The following is a 13,507-nucleotide window of genomic DNA, read 5'->3' as shown; positions in this document are numbered from 1 at the left end:
GAATAGTTGTTTGCAGTGCAGTTAAGGCGAACGCGGTTCCGGTCGCAGAATTTGCCTTGGCACAAGTCATTCTTGCGGGTGCCGGCTATTTCAGAAACAGCAGGGAATGCACAGACTCGTTTCATACATGTCAGAAGAACAGTTTTCGAGGGCTTGGAAATTACGGCAGACGCGTTTCAATTCTGGGGAACGGAAGTATTTCAAATTTGCTGCAAAAATTTCTCGCATGCCATGATTTAGAGGTTGTCGTGATTCCGGCGCGGGCAAAACTCCGTACGATCTCTCTAGAAGAAGCGTTTGCAAGCTCATTCGCACTCGTCAACCTTTTTCCTGATCGTGATGATAATTCCGGAGTTTTTGGAAAAGATCTTTTTCAGCGTATGCCCGATAGTGCAGTTTTTATTAATGTCGGTAGAGGACGGCAGGTTAATGAGGCGGAGCTTGTAGAAGTGATGAAGTCCCGTCCGGATTTGACAGCGCTTTTAGATGTTCAATACCCGGAACCGCCAGACGATGGATCAGAGTTATATCGGCTGCCAAATATTCGCCTGAGTGCCCATATTGCCGGGTCAAAAGGTACAGAATTGACACGAATGGCTGATTACATGATTGATGAATTTCTCCGGTATTCCTGCGGTGAACCTCTATTGTATCAGGTCGAAGACCATCAATTATAATGCGTTGTATAAAAGTGCCGCTGCTGAAAGAAGTATCGGCGTAGAAAAGGACGAGTTTATGAGAAAAAAATGCATAATGATAAGAATTTCCGCATTTATAACATTATGTTGCTATGTAGCATTTGGATATAATGCTCCATTTATTACGAATGCAGAAAAGCTCGCTTATATCAATGATGCCACAGGGGTTATTGAATCTTCCGGTGACGAGATATTGATTTTTTATCCAGGAGTGGAGTCTATCACTGCAAACGGCCTGCCGGTAACGTTTATCCGCCGGAACAAAGACCTGATTTCAGTGACTCTTCCGCCGGGAAAAATCCAGGTCGAGCTGACTTCCGGCAGCGATGATATTTCCGAAAAGCAGCATCCGGTGTTGCCGGATGCTGTTTCAGCACCAGATGCATTACAGCGTGCCCTTGCGGTAGCAGTTCCGGGAGATGAAGTTATTATTCGTAACGGAATCTATGTGGACTGGAATCTGACGCTATCCGGATCTGGTGCTGCAGGGAAACCGATTGTTATTCGTCCTGAAACTCCGGGCGGCGTTATATTCAGTGGACACTCCGGTTTTACAGTTACGGGCAGCTATATAGAAATCCGCGAATTTATTTTTGATCAAACCCATGAGGATGCATTGATCCTTGGCTCCGGACGTTATAATCGGATTACACAATGTCAGTTTTTTTTCTGCGGGCCGCTTACGAATACATTTCTCTCAGTAATGAGACTAGATCCGGGGTCTGATTTTTCCAGAGTAGATCATTGCTATTTTACGGGATCAAAAGGCATGAGTCTGAAGGTATTTATTCCGAGTGAAGTGCCAGAAACCGCTCCGCAGCAGCCGCAACTGGATCATAATGTATTTCGGGATATTTTCAGGATATGGCGCAACGGGCAGGAAAATATTCAAATAGGTCAGCACCGTCCGTACAGCGGTTCCCCGCGCGCGGTGATGGAATTTAATCTTTTTGATAATGCTTCAGCGGATAATGAAATCTGTTCGTTGAAATCACATGATAATATCGTTCGGTATAATGTATTTGCAAACTGCAGAGAGAGCGGATTTGTTTTTCGCGGCGGAAAAAATAACCGGTTTGAAGGAAATATCGCTGTTCGATGCACAGAAGCGCTTCGCATGTTTGATGAAAATCACGTAATTGTAAATAATCTGATTATGGATTGCCTTAATGCGGGAGTTGTATTTCAGGGAGGACACTCAGACGGTATACCGTCAAAAACCTGCTTGATAGCAAATAATACCATTGTCAACTGTCCTGTAGGCATTGGCGTTGGCAGGCCGCCGGATTCAGCGGACTTGTATCCAGCGGAAAATCAAATAGTTAATAATATAATAGTAAGCAGTTTTGGGACGTTGATAAAAAATGACTATTTTCAAAATTTTATAATAAGCAATAATCTGTTATATGCTTCTGATATCGCCTCTGTCGGTTTTTGCGGGGCGGATCCGATTTTGAAAAACCCTGAACTGGAAGGCGCATTCCCTTTTATGCGTCCGTCAACAGGCAGCCCGGCGGTTGACGCGGCTCTTTCTTTAAATGAGGTACAGCTCGATCGACATGGACGGCGGCGCCCTGAGGGCAAGGCCCCTGATATCGGTGCAGATGAAATCGGCGCAGAAATAGAATATTCCGGAAATATTCTTCCGGAAATTCCAGAAATGCGAACATGGACGCTATCCGATTATACGGGGACGGAAATTTTTTCATCGCATGATGCCAGTATATTGACAAACTGGAGCATATCCGGGGCTGTGCAAAATACTGAACAGGAACTCCGGGCAGAAAATGCAGAGTTTGCATTGAATAAGATACTGCCTGAGGATTTCGTATTAGAATTTAACTATCGTCCAGAATCGTTCTCAAGTGAAGCCTCCGTTACATTCCCGGGATCAACAGATGAGGTAGGAGAATATCGTTTAGTTTGGGGCGGTGCAGCCGACGATGGCAAACCGTCCGGAGTTATACGCCTCTATAAATCCGGTATTGAATACCCGGTTGCAGAACATCCTGATCTCTGTTTGGTTCGCGCCAATTATGTATATTCCTGGCCAGGGCTTATTCGTATCAACCGGGACGATCCGGAAGAAAATTTATGGTATCGTATTCAAATCGTTCGTCGGGGTGCTCGTATTGCGGTATACATGAATCGAGCCGCTCCGAATTCGGGCGCAAATCCCAGGGGAGTAACTCAACCGGTTATGATCTGGGATGATACGTACAGTCGGGAAAGCTGTATGCCCGGAGACCGGCGGTTAAATGTTCGGCAGATCGGCTCTGGGCGATGGATGAATTTACGGATATGGAATTTGAAAAAGATGCCGGAGCAATCTGGTATGATGCTTAATATTACTTCTATTTTGAGTCGCATTTCTTTCGATTTTAATACGCACTCCGTTAATGATGTGATTTTTGAGAAAGGACCAAAATTTAACTATTCCAGGAAAGAATCTTACGCTGCCCAGAATGCAAAATCGAATGACCTTGTATTTTTTGTTGGTTCAAATGCTCGTGCACTGATTCAGGACAAAGGAGCCGGGCACGAAAAAGTTTTATTTCTAAATGGCGGAGCAAATTTTTCTCAGCCCAATCTTGGAATTTATTTTGTAAATATGGATATGACCGCCGGAGGCTATAATAAAAATTATCCAATCCGCATAAGCTGGTCATTTGATATTCTCGGAACAAGTGACGATCCGAATTTTGACTCATCTGACTGGGAGATTCTTGTAAATTATAAAAATAGCGACCCATTTCGTAATATTGACAAACTTAATGGAAGTATTATTGCACAAACATTCAGTTTTAATAATTCCGGAAAAAACGAGTGCGTGGGCTGGAAAACGATATCCGGGCATTATGATATTCCTGTAGGGGCCGCTGCAAAATACGGAGCGCTTCAAATCCGAGGGACAAAAGGTGAATATGTTGGTACAGGGAAAGGGCTTTTATGTCTCGATAATATGACAATAACAATTACCCCGCTTTTTAAAAGCGGATCAGGCATCTCTGAATAATCATAAAAGGGTGTTTATGGGTTCAGAACTGGATTTGATCATCGTTGGCGTTTACATGTGCGTATTGGTTTTAATCGGATTGGCGTTCGGCCGGCTGATTAAAAACGGCAGCGACTATTTCCGCGCCGGCGCGCAGGGCAGCTGGTGGATGGTCGGCGCGAGCATGTTTATGGCGGGCATCAGCGCGTACACATTTGTCGGCAACGCCGCCGGAATTTATATGTCCGGCTGGAGTCCGCTCGCTATCTATTTTGCCAACATCGCCGGTTTTCTAGTCGCCGCTGCATTTCTCGCCGCGTGGTACCGGCAGATGCGTATTGTGACGTATGCCGAAGCGATCCGCCAGCGTTTCGGAAAAACAGCGGAGCAGATCGTTACGCATCTTTTAGTGCTGAACGGTTTTATGTGGTCGGGCGTCGGGCTTTATACGCTGGCGGTTTTTATTGTGCCGCTGATTCCCGGCGCAAATCTGCCGGCGGTCATTCTCGGCGTCGGAATAATTGTGGTGATCTATTGTACCGTCGGCGGCAACTGGGCGGTGATGGCAAACGATTTTGTGCAAGGGCTGGTTTTGCTGGTGGCTACAGTGATTATCACTACGCTCTGTTTTATAAACGCCGGTGGCATCGGCGAATTTTTCAGCACGCTGGCGAATTCACCGGCGGCGGCGGATTTAAAAATGATTAACGACCTGCCGGCAGGCGAAAGTACGTGGGTGGCAAAATACGGCGTTGCGTGGTTCATCATTACCTTTATCGTACAGTTTGCAAACCAGACGAGTTTGTTTCAGGGCGTCCGTTATTTTTCGGCAAAAGATGGACGCGAAGCGTGCAAAGCATCGCTCTTCGCCGGTGCAATGATGACGCTCGGCCTCGCCATCTTTTTTATTCCGCCGATTTATGCGCGCCTCTTTCTTGAGCCGGAAGTGCTGGCAATGCACGCATCTCCGGTAAAAGCGATGGAATATTCCTATTCAGTAACAAGTTTTACCCTGCTGCCGAAAGGCACGTTCAGCATCATGATCGTTGCAATTTTTGCGGCGGCGATCAGTTCGCTTGATACCGGACTGAATCGCAACGCGGCGCTGATTATCCGCGACTTAATGCCGGCGCACCGCAAATTTTTCGGCATACAACCGTTTAATCCGGAACGCGAATTAATTTACGGCAAGATTGCAACGGTGCTTTCCGGCGCGGTGGTGATTGCGATTGCGATGATTTATCTGAACATTAAAGACGCGTCGATTTTTGACGTGATGCTCACCGTAATTGCGCAACTGATTTTTCCGCAGGTGATTCCGCTGCTGCTGTTCCTGTTCATCCGTAAAGTACCTCGCTGGTCAATTTTGTCGTCGCTCGCCGGCGGCTATCTGCCGTCGATTATTCTGTGGCTGATTGCCAAAACCACCGGCGCGGTTTTTTCCTATCAGGTGCGCGGGCTGTGGGTTTTTATTGGCGGTACGCTGGGCTTTGTGATTGCACGCCTGTTTTGGTACCGCGTGAGTGACGAAGAGAAAAAAGAGACGGAAGCATTTTATAAAAATATGCAGACGCCGGTGGATTTCAAAAAAGAGATTGGTGCCGGCAACGATTCGTTCCAGCTGATTATGATCGGCCGGTTTGCCATGCTGCTCGGCGCGCTGTTTTTGCTGCTGCTGATTCCGGTGAAAACCTGTGATGGACGTATTGTAGTTTCTATTATCGCCGGAATTATCGGCGGCATCGGTCTGCTCATGTGGCTCGCCGGAAAACGGATTTTGAAAAAAGAGCGTCATTAACCACGCGCAGGGTATTTTCATTAATTTGATATCAATACCTGTAGTAAAATTAAAACAGCGTATTTTTTAAATGTTTACAATTAAAACCGGCGCAGACTTCTGCGCCGGTTTTTGTTTTGTCATACACACCGGATTGAATTAAAAATTTAAAAACTAAGGAGCAACGATGTCTGAACAGAACACAACACTGGCGAAAAAGATTGAGGATTCTAAAAAAATTATTCTCGAAGCGTATGAGAAATTTCCGCTGGAAAAAATGCGTGTTGCCTATACCGGCGGCAAAGACAGTCTGCTGGTTCTCTGGTTTGACGAAGTCCGCGAATTCATTAAGGAGAGCAAGGCGCGCTACGGCATCACGGTGGACATGATGCACAACACTGATGTTTCGTTGCATGCCGAAGACGGGCTCGGTTCAGAGGTTCGCGTGGCGGATTTAAATGAGCACAATCGGCGCGAAGTAAAACGGCTTGATTACGAAGAGGAAACATTCACGTACGAACCGGAATCGTACGTCGGGAATCATCTGATGAAAACGGTGACGTGTATGCTGATGGATACCGTTCACTCGGTGCACACGTGACGACGAAAAGAATTACTGAAACGCCGGCGTGGGAACAGGATCTGGAAAATACCACCGAGCGCGGCGGGCGCCGGCAGGATAAAGAAAATCTGATGGAAAAACTGCGTAAGCTCGGATACATGTAAAAGGATTTTTGCAATGGATGACCGTCAAGGAATGCTGGAGTTCACGTGCAGCGTAGAACGTCTGCCGAACGGAAATACGCTGATTGCCGACACAAGCAACAACCGTATTCTTGAAGTTAATCCGACGGATGAAATTGTTTGGTCGTCCGACGACTGGACCGGCGGCACCGGAAAAATGTCGAACGACGACGGTTTGCATTATCCGAACAACATCTGCCTGATGGACGCCAATAACTAAACGGGCATGAAAAACTTCTTTGATACTGTTCAGCTTATAGTCATTAACATTGCACCGGCAAACATGCCGGCAAGAACACCATAGGTGGCGTGATGATATCTGCCGTAAACTCGGGCGACGGGCAACAGTCCGTCGAACGCCACAAAAATTAAAATTCCGGCGGCGCTGGCATTGAGAATTACAGCGGTGCCGCCGCTGAAAAAGTTATAAAACAGCGTATAGACAATCAGCGCGCCGAGCGGCTCGGATAGTCCGGTGAGCGATGAAAATCCGCAGGCCTTCACCCGGCTACCGGTGGCGTGATACATCGGCAGCGCGGTGGATATGCCTTCGGGGATATTGTGCAGCGCAATCGCCGCCGCAACACCGATGGCCACCGGCACCGGCGCGTGCAGCGCGATCACAAAGAGCGCAAAACCCTCAGGGAAACTGTGAATAATCATAGCGGCGGCGGCCGGCATACCGGTGCGCCGGAAATCGGGATCCTGCGCGATTTCTTCAATGCGGTGCGGTGTATGCGGATTGCCAAAATCCGGCACAAGTTTATCGATGAATGCGCAGAGAATAAATGCGGCAAAAAATGCAATAATGCTTACTGGTGCCGGCTGTTGCCCGGTGAGTGCCGGTTGAAACTGCACAAATGCAATCCAGATAAGCAGTCCGGAAGCAAATCCAATGATAAATGAAAACCGGCGTTCGCGCGTGTGGCGCGAAAAGAGTGCCAGCAGGCTGCCGATTCCGGTAGCCAGTCCGGCGAGCAGGGTGAGTCCGAACGCGAACCAGACAGAATCGCTGCCGGAAAATATTTCCTGATGTTGAACCAGATGTTCAATCAGCATTTTTGCGCCGAGTCCGATGAGCACCAGTCCACCGATCACTTCTATTTTCTTTTCGCTGAAACGCCGGAATGTGCGTCCAAAATAAACGCCGGCGAATGACAGCACAAATGTGATAATTCCAATGATCAGCGCCGGCGCAAGAATTTTAATCTGCAGCATGGACAGACTGATGCCGATGGCGAGCGCATCGATGCTGGTTGCGACCGCGAGCGTTAAGAGCGTCGGCAGGTGCAGCGGATTGCGCGGCCCGTGTGCTTTGTCGTCCGACTGCAACGACTGGATGATCATGTGTCCGCCGACGAACAGCAGCAGCCCGAATGCAATCCAGTAGTCCACCGCCGAAATAAACCGGTACGCCCATTGTCCCGCGAACCAGCCGAGTGCCGGCATCAGCGCCTGAAAAATTCCAAAGGTTGTGCCGATTAAAAACGCATGCCGGATTTTGAACGGTTTAATTGAAATTCCGCTCGAAATGGAAACCGCACATGCATCCATGGCCAGTCCGAGTGCAATCAGAATAATTGAAAATAACGGCATGCGAAGTACAGTAATTATTCTCGGCGCGCTTGCCAACGCAAGACTGACCATTCCGCAAGTGAAACTCCGCAAAGGCAAAAAAGCGCCGGTTTCTCTCATTCAGTGGTGTAAATAAGAAATGGCCCTGGGGTGCGATAATAAAAGCAATACCGCGTCACCGTTTTTAGATTTCATAAGAATCGCCGAAACTTTTTCATTTTATCGCGCAGCCTAAAGACGGACTTGACAGAAGTCGGATAATCGGAAACAGTTTCTTTAACAATAAAAAACATGGTTAAATTTTTTGTTAAAGATAAAAATGAGTGAGTTTAAACGGTTTGATTTGACAGACCTGGAGAGTTTGAAAGCGCGGTTGAACGAATTATCGCTGGAGCTGCCGCTGTCGGAGGATTTTTCGATTTTTACACAGCCGATTGATGTTGTCGGACACAAATTGGCGAACCGTTTTATTGTGCAGCCGATGGAGGGCGTGGACGCTGATCCGGTGACGGGCAGTCCGTCTGATTTAACATTCCGGCGTTATCGCCGTTACGCGGAAGGCGGCAGCAGTCTGATCTGGGCAGAAGCGGTTGCAGTGGTGCCGGAAGGAAAGTCGAATCCCAAACAGCTGCAGTTAACGGAAAAAAATCTGGATGAATATAAGCGTCTTGTCGACGAGACAAAAGCGGCGGCGCAACAGCAGTTCGGCCGCGATGTTCCGTTTATTGTTCAGCTGACGCATTCCGGCCGGTTCAGTAAACCGGCAGGTATTCCGGCGCCGATCAAAGCGGCGCATAATCCGTTGCTGGATGATGCGCTTGGCATGAGTGATGTTGCGCCGGTTTCTGATGATAAACTCGACGACTTGCAGGATGATTTTGTAAGGGTTGCACGACTTGCGGCACGCGCCGGTTTTGACGGCGTTGATATGAAGGCGGTGCACGGTTATCTGATTGCCGAACTGCTCGGCGCGCGCATGCGTGCCGGAAAATACGGCGGCTCATTTGAAAACCGCACGCGTTTTCTGCGCGAAGTTTCGCAGCGCATGATTGCGGAGCTGCCGGAATCGTGTTTTGTGACAACGCGCACGACAGTGCTTGAGCCGTGTCCATATCCGTATGGCTGGGGCGTCGCTGAAAAAGAGGGCGAATGGCAGCTCGATTTGTCGGAGCCGAAACGGTTGATGAAGAAGTGCCGCGAGTGGGGCATGCCGCTGTTTAATATTTCAATCGGCTTCCCGCGTTTTCAACCATACATGAACCGTCCGCACAACAATCCGCTGGTCGGTGCGCCGAAGCCGCCGGAAAATCCGCTTGAGGGCGTGGTGCGTTTTCAAAACATCGTGCAAGAAATGCAGGCGGCGAATCCGGAAATTCCACTGCCGGCCGCCGGCCTCGCGTGGCTGCAGCATTTAATGCCGTATGTCGCCGCCGGTTTATTGAAAGAGGGCTGGTGTCAGATTATCGGTCAGGGGCGCGGCGTGTTTGCCTATCCGGATTCGGTGCGCGATCTGCTCGAAACCGGCAGACTGGATCCGAATAAATGTTGCATCACCTGCTCAATGTGTTCACAGATTATGAAAGACGGCGCCGGCTGCGGCGGCTGTGTGGTGCGCGACAGAGAAATTTACGGCCCCGAACTGAAGAAGGGCCGCGAGGTTGCAAAATCGAAAGGACTGGCATAATGAAAAAAAGAACCGCATTGGTAACGGGAGCCGGCCGCGGGATCGGGCTGGCGATTGCACAAAAACTCGCAGCGGAAAATTTTAACGTCGCTATCATGGACATTCACGAAGAAAGCGCTGTCGCCGACGCACTCGCAAGCCTGCGCGCTGCCGGCGCCGATGTGCTTTACTGCCGCGCCGACGTTTCCTGCGCTGAATCGCGCGCTGCCATGCTGGATCAAATTAAGGCAAAATTCGGCGGGCTGAATGTGCTGGTGAATAATGCCGGCGTTGCGCCGCGCGTGCGCGCCGATATTCTTGACGCGACGGAAGAGAGCTATGAGTGGGTGATGAAAATCAATTTGCAGGGCCCGTATTTTCTAACGCAGGCGTGCGCGAACTGGATGATTGAACAGAAAAAAGCCGACGACTCGTTCATCGGTTGTATTATTAATATTTCGTCAACTTCGTCCACAGTTGTTTCCGTTAGTCGCGGCGAATATTGTATTTCAAAAGCCGGCGTCAGCATGATGACACAACTCTACGCCGCGCGTCTCGGCGAATTTGATATTCCGGTGTACGAAATCCGTCCGGGCATTATCAAAACCGATATGACCTCGGTTGTGACAGAAAAATACGACAAGCTGATTTTTGAGGACGGCATTCTGGTGCAAAACCGCTGGGGATTCCCGAAAGACATTGCCAAGACAGCGGCCATGATGGCGCGCGGTGATATTGCTTATTCCACCGGACAGGTCATAGAAGTCGCCGGCGGATTAACGCTTCAAAGATTATAAGGAAAAATCGGTAGGGACGGCAGTCCTTTGCCGTCCAGAAAAATGGCGCTCAAGGGACTGAGCGCCCTACCTTTAAAAAATGAAATTCGAACCGGCAGTTTATGAACACGCCGCGCGGTTGATTGGAAAAACACCGTGGGACGTTTCGCGTTCCGGCGAACTGATGGTTCAGGCGCACACCGCCGCATTCGAAACCTATCATCACACGCCGGTGGTCGCCGGCATTGATATTTATAATCTCGAAGCGGAAGCCTACGGCGGAAAAATTGAAAAACCGGCGGGAGATGCAATCCAGGCGCTTGCCAATCATCTTTGCGCCGCCGTCGCTGATATTTTAAATCTGCCGTCTTATGACCCGGAAACGTCTGGTCGCATCAAACTTATCATTGACGCAGCGCAACGCTTGAAAGAAAAACTGCCGGATGCGGTTATAAAAATTCCGGTCAGCGGTCCGTTTTCTCTTGCATCGAATCTCACCGGACTTGAAACATTGTTGTGCGATTCGCTGACGGATCCGAATGTGGTGAGCGAGGCGCTTGAAAAAATTACCGGCGACCAGTTGAACTTCTGCCGCGCGATTGCCGCCGCCGGCGTTGGAATTACAGTTTTTGAATCCGCCGCCACGCCGCCGCTGGTTCCACCGCGGATGTTTTCGGAGCTGGTTCTGCCGGCGTTGAACCGGTTGATTACTGCGGCGCAGACATTCCTGTCTGCGCAAGAAGGGCAGACTGGAAAGTCCGCCCCACTCCGGTACAATGCGGCGCAGACATTCCTGTCTGCGCAAAAAAGGCAGACTGGAAAGTCCGTCCCACTCCGGTGCAATGCGGCGCAGACATTCCTGTCTGCGCAACCGGAATGGGCAGACAGGAATGTCTGCCCCACGATTCCGTGCATCATCGGCGGCGACACCACGCCGATTCTTGAAGCACTGCTGAGCACCGGCACGAAATATGTCATCTGTCCCGGCGAAACGGATCAGGCGGCGTTTATGGAAATCATGAAAAAATTTCCGGATGTGACGGTTCGTATTAATATGAAGCCGGCGGTATTCTGTTCCGCTGAAACCGCGCCGGCGTTTGCGGAAGCGGATCGTGTGATGAAACTTGCGGCAGGTCGTGAAAATGTTTGTCTGGGCTCCGGCGTGCTGCCGTATGAAGCGGTGCCGGAAACGGTACTGGCTGTGAAAAAATATATTGGAGAATATTAAGATGAAAAAAACGAAAATGAAAATCGGTGCAACTGAAATTCCTGTGGTTTCGGTTCACTCGCTGGTGATCGGTTCCGGCGCGGCGGGTTTGAATGCCGCAGTGCAGTTGCGGAATCAGGGAATTGAAGATGTACTGATTGTGACGGAAGGGTTGAAGATGGGCACATCGATCAACACCGGCTCGGACAAGCAGACCTATTATAAAACGGCGATGTGCGGCAGTGATATGGATTCGCCGCTGATGATGGCCGGAAATTATACACGCCCCGGCAGCATGCATGGCGATCTTGCTCTGGTTGAAGCGGCGGTATCCGGCCGCGCGTTTTTGAATTTAGTGAATCTCGGCGTAAAATTCCCTCAGGATTCGTTCGGTCAGTTTGCCGGTTATAAAACAGACCATGATCCGGCGCAGCGCGCGACATCGGTCGGACCGTACACATCGCGCGATATGTGTCTGGCACTGACCGCCGAAGTGAAGCGCCGGAAAATTCCGGTGGACGAGCGCCTGAATGTGATCAGCCTTTTAATTTCCGGCGCCGGCAAAGAAAAACGTGCGTGCGGTGCGCTGGCGCTGGATGCCAAAGGCGAATGGATTGCATACGCCGCTGAAAATGTAGTGTTTGCGGTGGGCGGTCCTGGCGGAATTTATAAAACGAGTGTTTATCCGACGGTACACACCGGTGCAATCGGGCTGGCGCTTAAAGCCGGCGCGACGGCGCAGAGCCTGCCGGAATCACAATACGGACTTGCTTCCACAAAATTCCGCTGGAATGTTTCCGGCACCTATATGCAGGTGATCCCGCGTTTTATTTCGACCGACGCCGACGGCAAAAGCAATCCGCATGAATTTCTGCGCGACTGGTTTCCAACGACCGGCAAAATGAACAGCATGGTATTTCTGAAAGGGTATCAGTGGCCGTTTGATTCGAAGAAAATTTCCGGCGGTTCATCGATCATCGACATTCTGGTTTACATTGAAAGCGTTGAAAAAGGCCGGCGCGTGTTTCTCGACTTCCGCGAAAATCCGGCGGAGTTCAATTTTAAAGCACTCGACAAAGAGGCGTACGATTATCTGAAAAATTCAAATGCGTTTCAGGATACGCCGCTGACGCGGCTGATGCACATGAATCCCGGTGCTATTTCGCTGTATAACGATCACGGTATTGATTTGACGCGTGAAATGCTTGAGGTTGCGGTATGCGCGCAGCACAACAACGGCGGCGTTGCCGGAAATCACTGGTGGGAATCGACGAACATTAAGCATCTCTTTCCGATCGGTGAGGTCAACGGTTCGCACGGCGTCGCGCGCCCCGGCGGGTCGGCGCTCAATGCCGGGCAGGTCGGTGCCATCCGCGCCGCCGAATTTATCGCGCACCGTTACGCCGGAAATGAGTTGAAAGAGGCGGAGTTCAAGAAAGCGCTGAAAAAAGAGTTAACGGACGCCGCCGGATTTTTGAAGCGGTGTAAAAAATCGAAACTGGACTGGCGCAAAGTCCGCGATGAATTTCAGTCGCGGATGAGCCGTTCCGGCGCGCACATCCGTTCGCTCGGCGAATTGAAAAAAGCCGCTGCCGCAGCGAAAGCGCAGGTGGCGGAACTGGATGCAAAAGGTTGTGCCGCCGGAAATGCAATTGAAGCGGTGCAGGCGTTTCGTAACCGTCAGCTTTGCTTCGCGCACTGGATATATCTTGAGTCGCTGATCTATCAGGTAAAAAGCGGCGTTGGTTCGCGCGGCTCGGCAATGGTTCGCGGCGAGGGTGGAATTCGGGCGCACAAACAGCTCGACCGCAAGCAGTGGAGCTTTCTGCCGGAGAATGAAACGTTCCGCGCGAAGGTGCAGGAAACCGTTTTCGAAGACGGCAAAGTAAAACATCGCTGGGTAAGATGCCGCCCGGTGCCGCAAAGCAATCTGTGGTTTGAAACGGTCTGGGCGGATTTCCGCGCTGGCAAAATTTATCAGTAAATTAATGTGGATGAGGCTTCCGGCCTCACTCTTTAAAATAGAGAATTAATAATAGCCTCAAAAATGCACAAATTTAGGAATGAAGTTT

11 protein-coding genes are annotated in these 13,507 nt (G+C 49.9%); 10 read left to right on the top strand and 1 reads right to left on the bottom strand.

The window, feature by feature from the left end:
• Positions 1-56 precede the first annotated feature (56 nt).
• The 6 genes from WC959_00330 (at position 57) to WC959_00305 (ending at position 6,434) form a co-directional block, all read left to right on the top strand.
• Positions 57-677: an NAD(P)-dependent oxidoreductase gene (locus WC959_00330; GenBank protein MFA5687592.1), complete on the top strand. Its 621-nt coding sequence runs from the start codon at positions 57-59 to the stop codon at positions 675-677.
• Positions 613-3,714, top strand: coding sequence for a chondroitinase-B domain-containing protein (locus WC959_00325; protein ID MFA5687591.1), 3,102 nt, complete (start codon positions 613-615; stop codon positions 3,712-3,714). Before WC959_00330 ends, WC959_00325 begins: the two co-directional genes overlap by 65 nt.
• Before the next feature lie 16 nt (positions 3,715-3,730).
• Positions 3,731-5,491 (top strand): hypothetical protein, encoded by a 1,761-nt coding sequence (locus tag WC959_00320; protein MFA5687590.1) that lies wholly within the window; start codon positions 3,731-3,733, stop codon positions 5,489-5,491.
• Between the two features lie 166 nt (positions 5,492-5,657).
• On the top strand, positions 5,658-6,071 hold the full coding sequence (locus WC959_00315) for a hypothetical protein (protein MFA5687589.1): 414 nt from the start codon (positions 5,658-5,660) through the stop codon (positions 6,069-6,071).
• Positions 6,068-6,196 (top strand): hypothetical protein, encoded by a 129-nt coding sequence (locus tag WC959_00310; protein ID MFA5687588.1) that lies wholly within the window; start codon positions 6,068-6,070, stop codon positions 6,194-6,196. Before WC959_00315 ends, WC959_00310 begins: the two co-directional genes overlap by 4 nt.
• Before the next feature lie 13 nt (positions 6,197-6,209).
• Entirely contained in the window at positions 6,210-6,434 is a 225-nt protein-coding gene (locus tag WC959_00305) for a hypothetical protein (GenBank protein ID MFA5687587.1), read from the top strand.
• A 29-nt stretch (positions 6,435-6,463) separates the two neighbouring features.
• Here WC959_00305 and WC959_00300 read toward each other — a convergent pair whose 3' ends face one another.
• The gene (locus tag WC959_00300; protein MFA5687586.1) at positions 6,464-7,810 is read right to left on the bottom strand and encodes a manganese efflux pump; all 1,347 of its coding nucleotides are present in this window, start codon (positions 7,808-7,810) and stop codon (positions 6,464-6,466) included.
• 298 nt (positions 7,811-8,108) lie between these two features.
• Between WC959_00300 and WC959_00295 the strand changes: the two genes are divergently transcribed.
• The 4 genes from WC959_00295 to WC959_00280 all read left to right on the top strand — a co-directional run bounded on the left by WC959_00295 (position 8,109) and on the right by WC959_00280 (position 13,419).
• Positions 8,109-9,473 carry a hypothetical protein gene (locus tag WC959_00295; protein ID MFA5687585.1) on the top strand — a complete coding sequence of 455 codons (1,365 nt, stop codon included), beginning with the start codon at positions 8,109-8,111 and terminating at the stop codon, positions 9,471-9,473.
• A complete protein-coding gene (locus WC959_00290; GenBank protein ID MFA5687584.1) occupies positions 9,473-10,249 on the top strand; it encodes a 3-ketoacyl-ACP reductase in 777 nt (258 codons plus the stop codon). Before WC959_00295 ends, WC959_00290 begins: the two co-directional genes overlap by 1 nt.
• Positions 10,250-10,328: 79 nt before the next feature.
• A complete protein-coding gene (locus WC959_00285; protein ID MFA5687583.1) occupies positions 10,329-11,456 on the top strand; it encodes a uroporphyrinogen decarboxylase family protein in 1,128 nt (375 codons plus the stop codon).
• Between the two features lies 1 nt (position 11,457).
• The gene (locus tag WC959_00280) at positions 11,458-13,419 is read left to right on the top strand and encodes an FAD-binding protein (protein ID MFA5687582.1); all 1,962 of its coding nucleotides are present in this window, start codon (positions 11,458-11,460) and stop codon (positions 13,417-13,419) included.
• The last annotated feature ends 88 nt before the right edge of the window (positions 13,420-13,507 follow it).

The sequence above is a fragment of the Kiritimatiellales bacterium genome, assembly GCA_041656295.1.
GTDB lineage: Bacteria > Verrucomicrobiota > Kiritimatiellia > Kiritimatiellales > Tichowtungiaceae > Tichowtungia.
Note: the sequence above shows the minus strand (reverse complement) of the source record. Positions and strands in the feature narration are given on the sequence as shown.